This is a genomic window from Paenibacillus sp. UNC499MF, from assembly GCF_900107975.1.
In the GTDB taxonomy this organism is placed as follows: Bacteria; Bacillota; Bacilli; order Paenibacillales; family NBRC-103111; genus Paenibacillus_F.
In genome coordinates this window covers 76,174-91,985 of the sequence record NZ_FNVF01000017.1, presented here as the reverse complement: position 1 = coordinate 91,985, position 15,812 = coordinate 76,174, and the positions used below count along the sequence as shown (strand labels likewise).

Genomic DNA, 15,812 nt, shown 5'->3' with positions numbered 1-15,812 from the left:
AGGGAAGCAACCGCGCTTCCGCATATCGCCGTTATCTGCCGCCTGGCGGAAGGCATGCCTGTTCGCCTGCAACCGAATCGCAAAGGAGTTAGCCCATCATGACAACCGGAGCCGCCGAACGGCGCTCATTTACGATGTTTAAGCTGTATATTCTTTTTTTGTACGGTGCTTTTTCGCTTTTGTTCACCTATGTGCCGCTCCTGTTTCTGGAACACGGCTTAACCCGGTTTCAGATCGGCATGCTCATGGCCGGAGGCCCTTTCGTCTCCATTCTGGCCAACCCGTTCTGGGGTTATTGGAGCGACCGGATGCAGAATGTGCGGCGTACGCTGATTATTTTGGTCATTTGCAACCTTATCGTGGTTCAGCCTGTTTTTCACCTGCATTCGTTCACTTGGCTTTACCTGGTTCTGCTGCTTTACTTTTTCTTTCAAAGCCCTACCTTTTCCCAGAGCAACAGTCTCATTCTCAGCACAATTGAAAATACTCCTTACAAGTTCGGCACGTTCCGTCTTTGGGGTTCGCTCGGCTGGGCTATTGCCGCCGTTGCGGCGGGACCCGTTCTGACTGCGGTTGGCATAGAACAGCTTTGGTGGCTGTACAGCGGTATTCTGATGATCTCGCTTTTGTTCGTTTTCAGCATTCCCCAGCCGAAACCCGCTGCGGCGGCCGATACGCTGCCGGGAGGGGGATTGAGGCAGCTTCTGGGCAACCGCCCGTTTTTGATGCTGCTTTTGCTGGGGGTCCTGATTTCGGTCCCGAATTCCATTAACTCGACCTTCGTGTCCATTTACCTTACGGATATGGGGGGATCCGCGACGTGGATCGGATGGGCCGCTTTTCTTTCTTCCGTTTTTGAAGCACCCGTATTTCTTCTGCTGGACCGCTATCTGAAACGGGATTCCAGAACGATGTTTATTTGTCTGGCTCTCGTCAGCCTGCTGTTCAGCATCCGCTGGCTGCTCATGATGCTGGTGAACAGCCCCATGCAGCTGATCTTTATTCAGCTTCTGCACTGTATCACGTATGGAGGCTACTACTACATCGGAACGAACCTGACGGGTCATTTGATTCCGGCCCGTATGCGGGCGTCCGGCCAAGCGGCATTTGCGCTTACGTGGGGCGGGGTTTCCGGTATTTTCGCGGGATTCGCGGGAGGCTGGATGTACGATACGCTCGGAGCCGCTAAAATGTACGGTATCGGAGCGGGGGTATCTTTGATCGGAATGATAGGATTTCTGCTGATCTGGCGCGGTATGCGGCAAACGGCGGCTGGACGTGGAACGGATACGGCTGCAGGCGTTTGACAGATCCGGAAGCATTTTGACATGAGTGAGCCTGACCGGCATTCTTTAAGGGTAACGGCGGGGTTCCGGCATTGCGGGAAATCTGATGCCCGTGGCACAATGATAGTGGATGAAATAAGGCTTGCAGGGAGTAGAGGAATATGAATCAGATTGGGAATCAACAAATGCTGCGGGAGATTAACAAATCTCTGCTGCTGAACAATATTTATGAGCAGGGACCGATCTCCAGAGTGGATTTGGCCCGGAAAACAAGACTAAGCCCCACGACGGTTTCCGTTCTGATGGAAGAAGCGATCCGGGAAGGGCTGGTGCGCGAAACAGGCACGGCCGGCTCGGGTGTCGGCAGGCGCATGACGCTTCTGGACATCAACGCGGCCGGCGGCTGCGTGCTTGGCGTAGACCTGTCCAACGCCCCGGCCCGCTGCGTTCTGCTCGACCTGCGGGGCAATTTGCTAGCTTCGCAGCCTCTGCAGCCCGCACAGCCCCTTTTCGGGCCGATCGCGATGCGCAGCGAGCTTCCCCAGCTCATCCGGGCCTTCCTGGAGGAGCAGGAGACGCCGCTTTCCACCATCCGGTGGATGGGCGTATCGATTCCGGGGCGGATTGACGAGAAGCGCGAGAACGTGGTCAATTCGACTGTGCTGGGCCTGGAGAACTTCCCGCTGAGAACGCAGCTTTACGAGGAGTTCAACATTCCGATGCATCTGGTGAACGATCTGGACGCGGCGGGCTTCGCGGAGCGTTTTAACGGAACGGCCAAAGGTCTCCAGACGATCGTCTACATCCTCATCGATTACGGAATCGGGGCGGGCCTTGTGCTGAACAACCAGATCTACCGCGGCCGCCATGATCGTGCGGGACGTATCCGTGAGTTCAGCCGGTTCAGCACGGCGAATCTGTCCAAGCGTCTGCTGGAGACGTATCCGGACACTTTCGGGGATGTGAAAGACGAAGAACCGCTTGTCGTCCGCCGTTTCGTGGACCTGGGCATGCAGGGAGCGGAGCCCTTCGCGGGAGAGCTGGAGGAGATCATCGAGACGATCGCCTCTTACTGCGGGCATGTCCTTCAGCTGCTCAGTCCCGAGCAGCTTATTCTGGGCGGCTGGATAGGCGAGAGCGAGCCGTTCTTCGCACGTCTTGCGGAGCGCATCCAAAGCCGCGAACAGGCGATCGTGCCGACGCCGGTCCATTCGCCCCGGTGGAAGGAGTACGGCGCCTCGATCGGCGCCGCTACGATCGGCCTCCACCGGATGTTCAAATCGCGGACCATGAGCTGACCGCGACGGGCATAAAAAAACCTCGTACGGAACGTTACAGTAACGTTCATGTACGAGGTTTTTTTGCCGTTTAAAGGACGGAAGGCTTAGCCTTAAGCTTCCGTCACGAGGGAAAGCTCGCGTCCGAGCACCCAGGCGCGTTCGAGATCCAGCGAAGGGCTGACGAGCAGGAAGTCCGCCTGCTTGCCGCGTGCGAGGGACCCCATCCGGTCCGCAACGCCCATCTGCCGTGCGGGGTTGCCGCTGGCGTATTCGCTGGCCTGCTGCACGCTGACGCCGATCTTGTTGACCATGAATTTGAAGGCGTCGATCATGGTCAGCGTGCTTCCGGCGAGACTTCCGCCTTCTTTCAAACGGCAGATGCCGTCCTTCATGATCACGTCGAGTCCGCCCAGCTTATAATCGCCGTCTTCCAGACCCGCGGCGGAAATCGCATCGGTGATCATGATCAGGTTGTGCTGCTTCTTCGTCTGCGTCAGAAGCTGGACGCCGGCCGGATGCACATGAACGCCGTCGGCGATGATTTCGGCATGAATCCGCGGGTCGGTCAGTACCGCGCCGACCGTGCCGGGATTCCGGTGATGCAGGGGAGTCATGGCGTTAAACGTATGAACGGCATGACTTAACCCATGTTCAACCGCGCGTTCGATCGTCTCGTAGTCGGCATCCGTATGCCCTGCGGCCGCGACGATTCCGTGATCGCTGAGCCACTGGATGACCTCCATCGCGCCTTCCCGTTCCGGCGCGAGCGTCATCATTTTGACCAGGCCGGGGAAGCGGGCATGCCAGTCTTCAAGCCATTCGGATGTCGGCAGGGAGATGAATTCCGGGTTCTGGGCGCCGCTCCATTTCGGAGAAATGAACGGGCCTTCCAGATGCACCCCGATCAGCTGGGCATACGGCATTCCGCCGCGGATGTAAGCGTCTGTGGCGGTGATAACCGCATCCAGCGCTTCGCGGGACGCCGTAACGGACGTGGCCAGCATGGCCGTCGTGCCTTTGGTGCCGTGGAAACGGGTGATCGTCTCCAGAGAATCGGCGGAAGCGTCCATAAAGTCGGCTCCGAAGCCCCCGTGCACGTGAACGTCGATAAAACCGGGCAGCAGCCAGCTGCCCTGCGCGTCCACGGCTCCGGCCAAATCAAGCTCCCCGAGTTCGTGAGCCTTGTAGATGCGTTCGATGCGGCCGTCCACGGCAAGCAGCGCGCCGTTTTCGACGATCGTATTTTCCGTCACGATCTTGGCGTTAACGATTAAAATGCGCTCCTGCGCGGAAGCGGAGGTACTCATACGAAGTTCCTCCCTGCTTCGGAATCGAGAAGAACGATCAGATGCGGGTGCGTCTGCAGCAGGCTTGCCGGACATTGGGTCGTAATCGGTCCGGTCAGGGCACGGTGCACGATATCCGCTTTATCGGCGCCGCGGACGACGAGAAGAATCGTTTTTGCTTTAAGAATCGTTCCTACGCCCATTGTCAGAGCATGTGTCGGAACGTCATTAATGGAAGGGAAGAAGCGCGCGTTGGCTTCACGCGTTTTGTGGTCGAGCTCGACCAGGTGAGTGCCGCCATGAAGCTCGTCCGCCGGCTCGTTAAAGCCGATGTGACCGTTGTGGCCGAGACCGAGAATCTGCAGGTCCACTTGCTTGATCTCATCCAGCTCGCGGTTATAGCGTGCGCATTCCTCCTGAAGGTCGGCAGCGTTTCCGTCCGGAATGCGGGTGCTCTCCGATTGCACATCGATATGACGGAACAGATGCCCGTTCATGTAAGTGCGGTAGCTTTCGGCATGTCCGTCAGGAAGTCCCACATACTCGTCGAGATTGTACGTGCGCACGTTTTTAAAGCTCACGCGTCCTTTGTTGTACGCTTTTACGATTTCTTCGTAAATGCCGATCGGCGTGCTTCCCGTTGCCAGACCGAGAACCGCGTCGGGCTTCGTCTGTACAAGCGCGGTAATAATCCCTGCGCCCGCCTCGTTTAATTCCTGCTGATTGTCAAACTTGTGAATAATCATCGTTTACTCTCTCCCTTTGCTCCGGTATTTGCGGACCATCTGATAGGTCCGTTCCAAACGGGTGACATGCTCGTCGAACCGGTCGCTGACCAGGCTCGTAAACAAAATGTCTATCACATGAAGCTGTGCGATCCGGGACGCCATATCTCCGCGGCGCATGCCTTCCTCCAGCGTAGAGGCGAACAGCTTGATGTCCGAAAGATCCGCCAGGGGGTTGGAGCCGTATTTGGTAAGGCTGATCGTCGTGGCCCCCCGTTCCTTGGCGCAAAGCAGAGCCTGAATCGTTTCAGGCGTATCGCCGGAGTAGGAAACCGCGAAGGCGACGTCACCCGGCTGCAGGTTGGAAGCCGACGTAATCTGCATGTGGGGATCCGACCATGCGGTCGCATACCTTCCGATCCGCACCAGCTTCTGGTGAAAATCGAGCGCTACGACTCCCGAAGTGGCAACGCCGTAGAGATCGATCTGCCTGGCGCTCTGAAGCGCGTCGACCGCGGCCTGTACCTGCTTAAGATCAAGCAGACGCGTCGTATCCGCGATAGAGCGCATATGATTGGCTTCCATGGCGGACACGATTTTCTCCAGCGGATTCCCGGCGACGATATCCTGATAAGACTGGCCGGCCGGCTGCGTAGCGAGCTCCGCGCCGAGCTGGAATTTGAAATCGGTGTATCCCTGGAAATGAAACGTTTTGCAAAAGCGGGAAATCGTAGCGGGACTCGTCTTCGACTGTTCCGCCAATTCCGTAATTCCCATGCGTACCACTTGACTGGAATGCTCGAGAATATAAGTGGCGAGAACCTGTTCCTGGCGGTTCAGCCCGTGCTTCCGTTCTTCAATGGCCCGAAGAATGCTGGACATAAGAATCCGCACCTTTTTTGAAAAAAATTTTAGCGAAACAGTAGTTTAACAAGAAAAACATTTTCATATTCATTCTAAAATATTTCGTCCTTAACATCAATAGGAAGTCCTTCGGAAAAGCGGACGGGCCGCGGTAAAATATTCTGTGGGCCAAGTTGACAAGCCGGGTACGGTTTGCCATTCTTAAAAGAAAACCATTAGGATGTGGAGTCCAGCTATGAATCAGTCCCGTATACCGCAAGCGATGCTTTTTGATTTGGATGGAACGCTCTTCAAAACGGAAACGCTTCTTCTGCCGGCCTATCATGCGGCTTTTGACGCTCTTCGCCGGGAAGGAGTCTACGAAGGACCGACGCCGTCTGACGAACGTATACTCGGAGGACTCGGCATGCTTCTCGAAGAGATCTGGGAGCGGGTTCTGCCCGATGTTCCGGCTGCGGTCCGCAGCCGTGCGGACGAGCTTCTGCTTGCCGAACAGATGGACCGGCTGCTTCGGGGAGAAGGCATGCTTTACGATGGGGTCGAGGAGACGCTGCAGGCGCTTCATGCGCGCGGAATCCGCCTTTTCGTCGCCAGCAACGGTCTGGAGGACTATGTCCGCGGAGTGATCCGGATGAAGGGGCTGTCGCCTCTCTTTACCGGGCTGTACAGCGCGGGCGAATACGCAACGAAATCCAAGGTGGATCTTGTGAAACTGCTCCTGGAGCAGCACGGCTTACAGAGCGCCTGGATGGTCGGGGACCGTTCTTCCGATGTGGAAGCGGGACACCGGAACGGGCTTAAGGTGATCGGCTGCGATTATGCGGGGTTCCGTTCCGAGGGCGAACTCGACGAAGCCGATGTCCGGATAACGGCGTTTCCGGAGCTGCTGGGTCTTCTTCCCGGCGAGGAAAACTGATCGTACGCCGTCTTTTATACGCAATCAAATAAAGGAAATCCCCGGCGGGACAAGTATTTATCCACCCGCCGGGGATTTTTGTTTCTAGGCGGAAATTAATCGGTATATATAGGGTAGGCCGTACGTCGGGACGATATGATTTTTACGTACAATTGACCGGATGCCGCATGGCCGTTGACGTTTCCCGGGTATGCTTGTACAGCGGGGAGCGCAGCGGCGCTTTAAGCTCAATTCTTATGATTACTTAAGAAATGAAACCTTTTGAATCTCATCCGCGTTAAAGGGGCAGGAAGAATAAGGGAAAAGAAGGGGGAGAAGAGCGTGGCTGCATCCCGGTTGTGGAAAAAAATGCTGATCGTGCTCATTCTGGCTTTAGCGCTCGGCCTGCGGCTTGTCTATGTGCTGGGAGAACAATACGAGCCCGTGGAGTACGATCAGAAGAACTATACGGCCATGGCGGTACAAATGCTTGAAAAAGGGATCTACGGCTATAACGAAGCCCAATCCAATACGTTAGTGACCCCGGGCTTTCCGGTGTTTCTGGCTGCGATACTGGCCGTATTCGGATACGCGGATATAGAGCGTACGTTTATGGTCGTTCGCGTGCTCCAGGTTTTTATATCGCTCGGCGCCATCTGGTATATTTACCGGATCGGGATGAGGCTTTTCAACCGGACGACCGGGCTGGTCGCGGCATTTTTCGCATCGGTTTACGGAACCTTCATTGTAATCAATTCCCTGATCCTGACGGAGGTCATATTTCTTACCTCGTTTATGGCGCTCATTTATTATCAGGTCAAAATCGTACAGGAAAACCGTGTCAAGGATCATCTCATTGCCGGTCTTCTGCTTGCCTTGGCGGTTCTGATCCGGCCGAACACGCTGGTAGTCGCGCCGGTTCCTTATATTTTTCTGTGGATTCAGCACAAAAAACCTTATTTTAAAGAAATCGGCTTCGGGGTCCTCGCTTTTGCGCTGGGGATGCTTCCCTGGTGGCTACGCAATGCGATCACCTTTCACGAATTGATTTTCATTTCCAAAGGGGGAGCGGGAAATCCGCTGCTTGGCGGAACCGATCCTTATTACCGGGGAACGCTGGACTGGAGCAAAGTCGATTTCAGCAACCAGCAGGGAGAGGCGATTAAACGAATAAAAGAAGGGCTCCAGACCGACCCGGCACTCTGGATCCGCTGGTTTACGGTGGGCAAAATGAAAGAAATGTTTCTGAACAAGCTGTACATAGGAGATTACGGCACCTCGGTGCCTGCCTGGTATGCGCCCTGGATTCCAAGGTTTCACAAGCTTCTCGTTTATGCGGGAATGGGTGGATCCCTGATCGCCTTCTTTATCCATAAAAGCTACCGGTACCTGATTACCGTATTTCTTATACTGCTGGGGACACAGCTTCTGTTTATCCCGGAAGCACGGTATACGATCGGCATGATGCCGTTTCTTATGCTGATTATATCCGCGCTGCTGGTTCAGGCGGTTTCCTGGGCGGCGGGGCTTATCCGCAGCCGTAACCAGGTTGAAAGCGGGGTCCGGACAGAGATCCGTTCGGAATCCGAAGGAAGCAAAGCCGTCTAAAGCCTTCACGCTTCAGGAATATACTTTGTCTTGCGAAAAAGACCGGTGTACGGGGTCAGGGGCATTGCGGACCGCGCCGTCTGCCTGAAAAAAAGAAAAAGCACCCGCGTGGGAGTGCTTCTCTTTTCCTGGCAGGGAGGCTGTGCTCCTCCCATCGGATTGCTTGCGGCCGGTCAGCCGATCGAGGCGATCAGGCGGTTCCGGGTTCGTCTTCCTTGGCGGCGGCGATGGCCCCTGCTGCGGATGCGGGCTCCAGCTCCGCGGTAAGGGGAGCCGGCTTCGCTGCCGGCTTGGCGCTTCTTGTCGTCAAGCCTTTGATAAGCCCCTCGACGTCGATTCCGGAGACGTTCTTGAGCATCTCCGGCGCAGTGGCCATCAGCGAGGTCACGTAATTGCTGATGCGCGCGGCGCCTTCGCCGTGGCCCGTATCGACAACAGTCAGCTTGTCGATGCCTTTGATCGGCTCGGCCACCTTGCCGGCCAGCTCCGGAAGCATCTTGACGATGATGTCCAGCACGGCCGCTTCGCCGAACTTCTCGAACGCTTCGGCGAGCCGCTGCTTCGCCTCGGCCTCGGCGAGACCGCGCAGCCGGATGACGTCGGCTTCGGCCGTACCGCGGGCCCGGTCGGCGTCGGCAATGGCCAGACCGTCAAGCCGCTTCTGCTCGGCCATCGCCTTGGCCTCCGCTTCGATGCGGAACTGAAGCGCTTCCGCTTCGAGCATTTTGCGCGACTTCTCGGCTTCGGCTGCTTGAACGACCGAATACCGGTCCGCGTCGGCTTTCTTCTTCACCTCGGCGTCGTACTGCTTCTCGCGGCGCAAAATCTCTTTGGATTCGAGGTCAATTTCGCGCTCTTTACGGACGAGTTCCACGCGCATCTGCTCCTCGACTACGCTTTGCTTGGAGCGCGCTTCCTGGATGTGATAAGCCTGGTCGGCTTCGGCCTTGGCCATATCCTGGTCTTTCTTGAAGGCAGCGATCTTCAATTCCTTCTCCTTGCCGGCCTCGGCGATGTTCGTATCCCGTAGAAGCTCGGCTTTCTGCCCTTCTTCCTCGGCCTTCGCCTTCTGGATACGGGAGTCCCGTATAGCTTCGGCTTCGGCGATGTCCGCATCGCGCTTCACGGCCGCGATTCTCGGTTTGCCGAGCGCATCGAGGTAGCCGTGCTTGTCGCGGACGTCCTTGATCGTGAAGGAGACGATCTGCAGGCCCATTTTTTTGAGGTCACGCGCTGCTACGCCTTGAACTTCCTGGGCAAAACGGTCCCGGTTGCGGTATACTTCCTCGACAGTCATGGAACCGAGAATCGCCCGCAGGTGCCCTTCGAGAACTTCCTGGGCTTCGCTTTTCAGCGCTTCGGTCGGCTTGCCGAGAAATTGCTCGGCCGCGGTCGCCACATCTTCGACGGAGCCGCCGATTTTAATGATGGCAACGGCATCCGTCATAACCGGCACTCCCTGCTCGGTGTATACTTCCGGCGTCATGACGTCCAGCTTGTGGGAAAGCAGGGAAAGGAACTGGGACTGCTGGAAAATCGGCAGAATAAACGCGCCGCCGCCGCGCACGATTTTCATTTTGCGTCCGGAATCGTCGATGCTGACGTTTTTGCTTCCCAGAAATGAGCCTGTAACGATCATTGCCTCATCGGGACTGACCGTTTTGTAGCGGGCCCAGAAGGCGATACCGAGAATGAGAATAACGCCGACTACGATACCGGGGATGAGAAGTACATCTGTGTTCATCATGGGCAAAACTCCTTTGCTTGTTTAATTAAGAGGATCGGAATCCAGCGGGGAGACGAGCAGTACGCTGTTCTTTACCTCCACGACGACGACACGAAGGTGGCTTGGAATGCTCCGTCCGTCGAAGCTTTCCGCGATCTGGTTAGTCACTCCGCCGCCGGTCCGCACCATGACTTCGCCGAAACCCGAGGCGGGCACGGGCACGGTGACTTCACCGATTTTGCCGACCAGCTCCTGCAGCGAGAAAGCGACCGAATTTTCGCTGTTCTCCATCGGCTTGACGTAGACGAGATACACCAGGACGGATAATACGGCGGCGATCAGCAGAGAAAGCCCTCCGCTCTGCCAGTCAGTCAGTTCCGTGTACCTGGAGAGCAGAATTCCGGCTCCGCCGAAGGTGGTAATTCCCCCGACGAGAACAGCCGGCTGCAGGAATGGCAGATGGTGTCCGTAAGCGGAGTCAAGCATACCTGAGAGATGGCCGAGAATTTCGCCGAAAATGAGGGTAGCCAAGGCGAAAAGAATGCCGGCTGTAAAAAGGCCCCAATACCAGACTTCCATGTGGTCCCTCCCTTATCAAATACTGGATATTGGTATGGGATACTATACGGGCAAGGCTTAGAAGGGTTTCGGCATGGAATTAACGGGGGTAATGATTCGGGAGTTGTCCTTTCCAGCGCGAGGGATATCCTATATACTAGTTAAAGCTGATTTGAAACAAGTAATACAAAGTTCTTACTAAAGAATAAAGAGAGTTGCCGCCAAGCGCCTGTACAACTTGATTGACACAACCGGACAAGGTGATTGAAAAGCAATGAAGGAGGAAGGACGAAGTAATGTCCAGACAAAGTGATGTACTCATTATTATTCCGGCTTATAATGAAGAAGACGCCATCGAACAGACCGTCGATCATTTGCGGAAACACGTTGAGTACGATTATCTGATCGTGGATGACGGCTCCAAAGACCGCACGGCGGCGATCATCCGCGAACGGGGTTATAACGGAGTGCGTCTGCCCGTCAATCTCGGCATCGGCGGAGCCATGCAGACCGGCTATCGCTATGCCGCGAGACACGGCTATAAATATGCGATCCAGCTCGACGCGGACGGTCAGCATGACGCCCGGGACATCGATAAGCTGGTGCGGGAAATCCGGGAGTCCGGCGCCGATATGGTGATCGGTTCACGCTTTGTCGAGAAGAGTTCCTACAAAAGCAGCCTACCCAGACGGATAGGCATCTATTATTTCTACATGCTGATCCGCCTTCTTACGGGAAACCGGATCTTCGACCCTACTTCGGGATACCGGATCGTCAACAGTAAGATCATCGGGGAGTTTGCGACCTATTATCCGGTTGATTATCCGGAAGTGGAAATTCTCGTTTCCATGGCCCGCAGCAAATACCGGATCAAAGAAATCAGCGTGGAGATGAAAAAACGGCAGGGCGGAGTTTCGTCCATTAATCCCATCCGGTCGGTGTATTACATGCTGAAAGTAACCATGTTTTCGATCATCCGGAGAAGCTTCTAGGGAGGGCACTTATTTTGATTCAGGCTATTACGATCGGAGTTACGGTCATTTTCTTGTTTCAGATTCTTTTCTACACCAGCAAGCACAAATTAAGAGACCGCCACGCGTTCACCTGGATTATGATCGCGCTGGCGGGACTTGTCACGGGCATTTGTATCCCGTTGCTCAACCGCTTCGCTCTCTGGATCGGCGTGTCGTATATGCCGTCGCTGATCTTCCTGATCGTGATCGTGGTTACGCTGAGCCTGCTCGTCCACCAGACGATCCTGCTGTCCAAGCAGCAGGAACAGATCAAGACGCTCGCTCAGGAGCACGCGTATCTGGAGAACGAAGTCATGCGGCTTAAGGAACAAAGCCGAAATCAAGAAAGCTACACAGGAGCGGGGAGACGGGAAGCGCCATGAATCCGTTACATATCGGACTGATTTTACTGAACACGCTTATGCTCGTAAGCGGCCAATTTTTGTGGAAATACGGGCTCTCACGCAAAGCGGACCCTTTCGAAAGCTTGCAGAGCATCATTCATCTTATGTTTTCCCCGTTTATTCTGGGGGGCCTCTTCATTTACGGGCTTGCGACGGTATTGTGGCTGTTTATCCTGAATAAAGTGGATATAAGCATCGCCTACCCGATGCAGAGCATCGCGTATCTGATTACCGTCATCGGCGCGTATTATATGTTCAACGAACAGCTGTCGCTCCTTAAAATCGCCGGTTGTGTCGTGATTCTGATCGGCGTGGGAATGATCGGTTTATCGGCGCGTTATTCGTAACGCGCTTTTATTTTTTTAGGGAAAGCGGAGGAATGCATCATGATGTACAGGCTTCGATCTGTACCGGTCCGGGGCTGGCTCTGGATCGTTGTGCTGCTCACGACACTGCTGAAGCTGGCGGTGGTATTCACATACGGTTCCTCCTACAACCTGGGATCGGATGACCAGTCTTATCTGGAAACCGCGCGGATTTGGCTGGAAACAGGAATGTTTACCTACAATGACCCGTCCAAGCCGACGGTATTTATCACTCCCGCGCTTCCGGCGTTTATCGCCCTGTTTATGAGCGGAATCGGAACCGGGCACGTGCTGGAGCAGACGATTCGGGTAGTTCAGGTCGTGATGGTTTCTTTTTCGATGATTCTTTTGTTCAAAATCGGAAAGAGACTTTTCAACGAGAAAACCGCGCTTATCGCTGTCGTGTTGACGGCCGTTTATCCGCCGATGTGGAACATCTCCTTTTATATTTTGACGGAAGCCCTGTTTGTGCTTGCCTTGATGCTTCTGGTGCACGGCGCCTTGAGAGCGATGGACAAGCCGAACGCGGGGAATGCCGTCTGGTTCGGACTGGTATGGGCGTTTGCCGTTTACGTCAGGCCTACAATCGCGCTTTGGCCGGGATTTTTCCTGCTGCTTCTCATTTACTGGCGCACGATTCCGTGGAAAAGGCTGGCCGCTTGTCTGACGGTTTCGGCCGTGGTATTTGTCCTCTGCCTCATGCCGTGGTGGGTCCGCAATTACGAAGTATCCGGAGGGCAGTTTATTCCGCTGACGAAATCGAGCGGAAACCCGCTGCTTCTCGGCACGTTCCCATACGGGCCTCCGCCCTTGGCCGAACAGCGGACGTGGCACTCCTCCGACGATCTGTGGGTCAATGACGCGTTCGATACGCAGTGGGCCAAGGAACGGATCCGAACGGGTTTTGCGGAGCAGCCGCTGTACTATCTCCAGTGGTATACGATCGGGAAGTTCGTGACGTTCTGGGGGGACGTGTATTATTGGAACGCCGCGAATTGGGTGAGTCTCATTCTGCCCGTTGGGATTCACTATACGATCCTCGGGTTCGGAATCCGGGGAATTTGGCTGGCGAGGGAGAAGCGGCTGACTTACCTGCTGACGGTGATGTTCGTCTATATGTCCATGCTGCATATGATATATTTGGCGCATTCGCGGTACTCGGCTCCGCTCATGCCGTTTATGGCTCTTTTTGCCGGTTATGCGATTCTCCAAGCCTGGAATTCCAGGAGAAGAGCGGGCGCGGGCGACAGCCGCAAACATCAAAAACCATCCCTTCCGTAAATCGGGGGATGGTTTTTTTATGGGTTCATTTGCTCTTTTTGTTTGCCAGATGCAGGCTGTAGCCGATAATGCGGGCCAGCGATTTTTTGCGGATGTGGGGTTCGTCGAATTTCATCGGTTTGGAATTGGCTTCGAAAAACCAGATGCGGCCGTCGAGATCGACGCCCAGATCCATCGACATCTCTCCGAGCTTCTGCTTCGAGGTTTGTTCCACGCTGCTCGCCATTAGGAGAGCGGCGCTCCGGGTCCGCTGGAGAATACCTTTGGCCTTGGCCGGGCCAAACGATTTTTCCAGCAGACGTGCGGGATCGTCGATGGAGCCTCCCCGAGGCACATGGGTTGTAATGCTCCGCCTGCCGGCCACTCTGGCTCCGATCCCGGTTACGCTCCACGTGCCTTTCGATGTTTTCTGAAGAAGCGCGCGAAGATCGAAAGGACGTTTGTTAAAGCTCGACAGCCGGATTCCCTGCTGGATAATGTAGCTTTCGTCCTTTTTGTTCTCGGCAATGCGGTTCCACACATCGGTCAAGTTCGTAAAGAGCTCGTAGTGGGAGTTCATATTTTCCTGCATGGTCAGCTTGTAGGTCTGGGCTCCGCTTTTTTTCGTGATTCGCTCCAGGCGCATGATTCCCTTGCCGGCCTTTCCTTCAACGGGTTTGAGGTAGATGAAAGGGAACCGTTTGAGCATCGTCTCCAGGACGGCCTGATTGTTCAGCTGCTTCGTTACGGGCACGTATTTGCGCGTTTCAGGAGACTGATCGAGCCATTCGAAGAGCGTCCATTTGTCGAAAAAAAACGGGTTGAACAAGTGCACCTGTTTGCTGCGGATGCAGGCTTGGATTGTCCGCTGCACGTCGCTTTGAATTTCGAGACGGCGCGTCGGAATCCGGTTATAAATGACGTCGGGAAGAGGCATCAGCTGTTTGTTCCATTTCTTCGTAGCCAGCTGGTAGCAGTAGGACTGAACCTGCTTGCCGCTCAGTTTCAAATCGGATGTAGTGACGACATAAACGAGAGCACCCTGTTCGTAGCCGGCTTTGATCAAATCAATAAAGTTTTCGCGGTTTCCCGAAAATCGGCGCTTTGGATCCGGTGTGGTCAAAATTCCGATGCACAGAGGCTGCTGCTTTTTATGGGCGCTAACGTCCACTAACCATCCCTCCTCGCACGAAAGCGGCTTAAAAAGACGCAGTGCTCATAGATATAGTTGAGGGAGGCTTTATCCTGGGCTTTCAAACCGGGGTGCTTGAAAATGGAACGTCCGGGCTTCGCGTTGGCTTCGAACATCCATGTTTTCTCGTTCTGATCGATGCCGAGGTCAAAGCCCAGCTCGCCCAAACGGTGATTGTAATTTTTTTCGATCGCTTCCGCAAGCTCGATGGACGTCTCTTTCATCCGGGACAAAACGGCGTCGCTTCTGCTGCCGTACACCTGCCTCAGCGCCTGCTCCGCCGTCATCAGTTGACCGCCGTTGCGCAGATGGGTCGTGACGCTTCCCTTGCCCGCTTTTTTGGCGCCGATGGCGGCGACGACCCACTGGTTGCTGCCGTTCTTGGTCAGATGGAAGCGGAAGTCGATGGGGCAGCCGTCGATCTCGATCAGCCGGATTCCCTGCTGGGTCACATAGCTGGTCAGCTTTCCGCGGTTGATGCCGAGCATTTTGACGAGACCTTCGAATTTGTTGAAGCGAAGCAGCACATTCTTGCCGTTGCGGCGGTAACGGACGAAATATCCGCGGTCCGTCGAATACGTAATGCGGTAAATACCGATGCCGAGGCTTCCGGCCGTCGGCTTCAGATAAATAAATTTGTGACGGGTGAGAAGGTCCTTCAACTGCTCCGCCGAAGGGCCCAGAACCGATTCCGGCACGTATTTAAAAGCCGGATCGTCTTCAAGCAGCCGGTACACATCCCATTTGTCAAAGAAAGCCCAGTTAAAAAGTGGGATATTCCGTTTCACGAAGCGCTGCTTGAAGTCCTCCATGGAGATCAATTTCTCCGCCTTGCGGCTGGGAAGCCGGTTGTAAACGACATCCGGAAGCGGAACGGTTTTACGGACCCAGCCTCCCTGAGGCTGAAGCATATAGCCGTTTACGGTTCCCTGCTGCCAGTTTACATCTTTGGGCGAAAAGGCGATGTGGAACGATTTGCGTTCGCCCGGCTGCATCAGCGAGCGGATAAACGGGGTTCTCGTTCCGAAAGGACCGGACGCGGAGCTGGCCACATTCGTCAGAATCCCGATGACGGGACCGAGCCGGATATCTTTGCCGCTTCCGCTCGCTGCCAGGCACGGACCGATCCGCGGAAGTTTCACGGAAGTAATGACGGACTGGGGCAGATAGAGGTGGAGTCCGCTTTTTTTGATATACCGGGCCGGAAGTGTAACAGTTTTGGAGCCGACCTGGAGCTGCAGCGACTTGCTTTTCGACAAGCGCAGCGCCTTGGCCAGTTCACCGGATACCAAAATGCTTTTTTCTTGTTTGGAATTTACGTGAACCGTGCACGTCGTCAAACTCATTGGG

15 protein-coding genes are annotated in these 15,812 nt (G+C 55.1%); 8 read left to right on the top strand and 7 right to left on the bottom strand.

Annotated elements, in window-relative coordinates:
• Window positions 1-98: 98 nt before the first annotated feature.
• Together C4S74_RS23465 and C4S74_RS23460 are read left to right on the top strand one after the other, a co-directional pair.
• Window positions 99-1,307: an MFS transporter gene (locus C4S74_RS23465; protein ID WP_103997757.1), complete on the top strand. Its 1,209-nt coding sequence runs from the start codon at window positions 99-101 to the stop codon at window positions 1,305-1,307.
• A gap of 140 nt (window positions 1,308-1,447) precedes the next feature.
• Entirely contained in the window at window positions 1,448-2,584 is a 1,137-nt protein-coding gene (locus C4S74_RS23460) for an ROK family transcriptional regulator (RefSeq protein ID WP_103997756.1), read from the top strand.
• A gap of 92 nt (window positions 2,585-2,676) precedes the next feature.
• Here C4S74_RS23460 and nagA read toward each other — a convergent pair whose 3' ends face one another.
• The 3 genes from nagA to C4S74_RS23445 are packed head-to-tail and all read right to left on the bottom strand — an operon-like array spanning window position 2,677 to window position 5,459.
• Complete coding sequence (gene nagA, locus C4S74_RS23455) at window positions 2,677-3,873, bottom strand: N-acetylglucosamine-6-phosphate deacetylase (RefSeq protein ID WP_103997755.1); 1,197 nt, start codon at window positions 3,871-3,873, stop codon at window positions 2,677-2,679.
• On the bottom strand, window positions 3,870-4,598 hold the full coding sequence (nagB, locus tag C4S74_RS23450; RefSeq protein ID WP_103997754.1) for a glucosamine-6-phosphate deaminase: 729 nt from the start codon (window positions 4,596-4,598) through the stop codon (window positions 3,870-3,872). Before nagB ends, nagA begins: the two co-directional genes overlap by 4 nt.
• A 3-nt stretch (window positions 4,599-4,601) precedes the next feature.
• On the bottom strand, window positions 4,602-5,459 hold the full coding sequence (locus C4S74_RS23445) for a MurR/RpiR family transcriptional regulator (RefSeq protein WP_103997753.1): 858 nt from the start codon (window positions 5,457-5,459) through the stop codon (window positions 4,602-4,604).
• 217 nt (window positions 5,460-5,676) lie between these two features.
• Between C4S74_RS23445 and C4S74_RS23440 the strand changes: the two genes are divergently transcribed.
• Together C4S74_RS23440 and C4S74_RS23435 are read left to right on the top strand one after the other, a co-directional pair.
• Window positions 5,677-6,357, top strand: a complete 681-nt coding sequence (locus C4S74_RS23440) for an HAD family hydrolase (RefSeq protein ID WP_103997752.1) — start codon at window positions 5,677-5,679, stop codon at window positions 6,355-6,357.
• Between the two features lie 321 nt (window positions 6,358-6,678).
• Complete coding sequence (locus C4S74_RS23435; RefSeq protein WP_103997751.1) at window positions 6,679-7,944, top strand: glycosyltransferase family 39 protein; 1,266 nt, start codon at window positions 6,679-6,681, stop codon at window positions 7,942-7,944.
• 190 nt (window positions 7,945-8,134) lie between these two features.
• Here the strand turns inward: C4S74_RS23435 and C4S74_RS23430 are convergent, their stop codons facing one another.
• Window positions 8,135-9,688 carry a flotillin family protein gene (locus C4S74_RS23430; protein WP_258042589.1) on the bottom strand — a complete coding sequence of 518 codons (1,554 nt, stop codon included), beginning with the start codon at window positions 9,686-9,688 and terminating at the stop codon, window positions 8,135-8,137.
• A gap of 24 nt (window positions 9,689-9,712) precedes the next feature.
• Complete coding sequence (locus C4S74_RS23425; protein ID WP_103997749.1) at window positions 9,713-10,249, bottom strand: NfeD family protein; 537 nt, start codon at window positions 10,247-10,249, stop codon at window positions 9,713-9,715.
• A 275-nt stretch (window positions 10,250-10,524) separates the two neighbouring features.
• Between C4S74_RS23425 and C4S74_RS23420 the strand changes: the two genes are divergently transcribed.
• From C4S74_RS23420 to C4S74_RS23405, 4 genes are read left to right on the top strand one after another with little or no spacing between them, the layout of a single operon-like run.
• Window positions 10,525-11,220 (top strand): glycosyltransferase family 2 protein, encoded by a 696-nt coding sequence (locus tag C4S74_RS23420; protein WP_103997748.1) that lies wholly within the window; start codon window positions 10,525-10,527, stop codon window positions 11,218-11,220.
• A gap of 14 nt (window positions 11,221-11,234) precedes the next feature.
• Window positions 11,235-11,624 (top strand): DUF2304 domain-containing protein, encoded by a 390-nt coding sequence (locus tag C4S74_RS23415; RefSeq protein ID WP_103997747.1) that lies wholly within the window; start codon window positions 11,235-11,237, stop codon window positions 11,622-11,624.
• Complete coding sequence (locus tag C4S74_RS23410) at window positions 11,621-11,992, top strand: EamA family transporter (RefSeq protein ID WP_103997746.1); 372 nt, start codon at window positions 11,621-11,623, stop codon at window positions 11,990-11,992. The genes C4S74_RS23415 and C4S74_RS23410 overlap by 4 nt, the downstream gene beginning before the upstream one ends.
• A gap of 39 nt (window positions 11,993-12,031) precedes the next feature.
• Window positions 12,032-13,291, top strand: a complete 1,260-nt coding sequence (locus C4S74_RS23405) for a glycosyltransferase family 39 protein (protein ID WP_103997745.1) — start codon at window positions 12,032-12,034, stop codon at window positions 13,289-13,291.
• A gap of 25 nt (window positions 13,292-13,316) precedes the next feature.
• Here C4S74_RS23405 and C4S74_RS23400 read toward each other — a convergent pair whose 3' ends face one another.
• Window positions 13,317-14,441 carry a YheC/YheD family protein gene (locus C4S74_RS23400; protein ID WP_103997744.1) on the bottom strand — a complete coding sequence of 375 codons (1,125 nt, stop codon included), beginning with the start codon at window positions 14,439-14,441 and terminating at the stop codon, window positions 13,317-13,319.
• On the bottom strand, window positions 14,441-15,808 hold the full coding sequence (locus C4S74_RS23395; RefSeq protein WP_103997743.1) for a YheC/YheD family protein: 1,368 nt from the start codon (window positions 15,806-15,808) through the stop codon (window positions 14,441-14,443). The genes C4S74_RS23400 and C4S74_RS23395 overlap by 1 nt, the downstream gene beginning before the upstream one ends.
• Between the last annotated feature and the right edge of the window lie 4 nt (window positions 15,809-15,812).

What these genes read in the sequence shown, in the direction of transcription:
- C4S74_RS23465 (WP_103997757.1), top strand. Translation starts at nt 99, where the DNA reads ATGACAACCGGAGCCGCCGAACGGCGCTCATTTACGATGTTTAAGCTG.
- C4S74_RS23460 (WP_103997756.1), top strand. Translation starts at nt 1,448, where the DNA reads ATGAATCAGATTGGGAATCAACAAATGCTGCGGGAGATTAACAAATCT.
- nagA (WP_103997755.1), bottom strand. Translation starts at nt 3,873, where the DNA reads ATGAGTACCTCCGCTTCCGCGCAGGAGCGCATTTTAATCGTTAACGCC.
- nagB (WP_103997754.1), bottom strand. Translation starts at nt 4,598, where the DNA reads ATGATTATTCACAAGTTTGACAATCAGCAGGAATTAAACGAGGCGGGC.
- C4S74_RS23445 (WP_103997753.1), bottom strand. Translation starts at nt 5,459, where the DNA reads ATGTCCAGCATTCTTCGGGCCATTGAAGAACGGAAGCACGGGCTGAAC.
- C4S74_RS23440 (WP_103997752.1), top strand. Translation starts at nt 5,677, where the DNA reads ATGAATCAGTCCCGTATACCGCAAGCGATGCTTTTTGATTTGGATGGA.
- C4S74_RS23430 (WP_258042589.1), bottom strand. Translation starts at nt 9,688, where the DNA reads ATGAACACAGATGTACTTCTCATCCCCGGTATCGTAGTCGGCGTTATT.
- C4S74_RS23425 (WP_103997749.1), bottom strand. Translation starts at nt 10,249, where the DNA reads ATGGAAGTCTGGTATTGGGGCCTTTTTACAGCCGGCATTCTTTTCGCC.
- C4S74_RS23420 (WP_103997748.1), top strand. Translation starts at nt 10,525, where the DNA reads ATGTCCAGACAAAGTGATGTACTCATTATTATTCCGGCTTATAATGAA.
- C4S74_RS23410 (WP_103997746.1), top strand. Translation starts at nt 11,621, where the DNA reads ATGAATCCGTTACATATCGGACTGATTTTACTGAACACGCTTATGCTC.
- C4S74_RS23405 (WP_103997745.1), top strand. Translation starts at nt 12,032, where the DNA reads ATGATGTACAGGCTTCGATCTGTACCGGTCCGGGGCTGGCTCTGGATC.
- C4S74_RS23395 (WP_103997743.1), bottom strand. Translation starts at nt 15,808, where the DNA reads ATGAGTTTGACGACGTGCACGGTTCACGTAAATTCCAAACAAGAAAAA.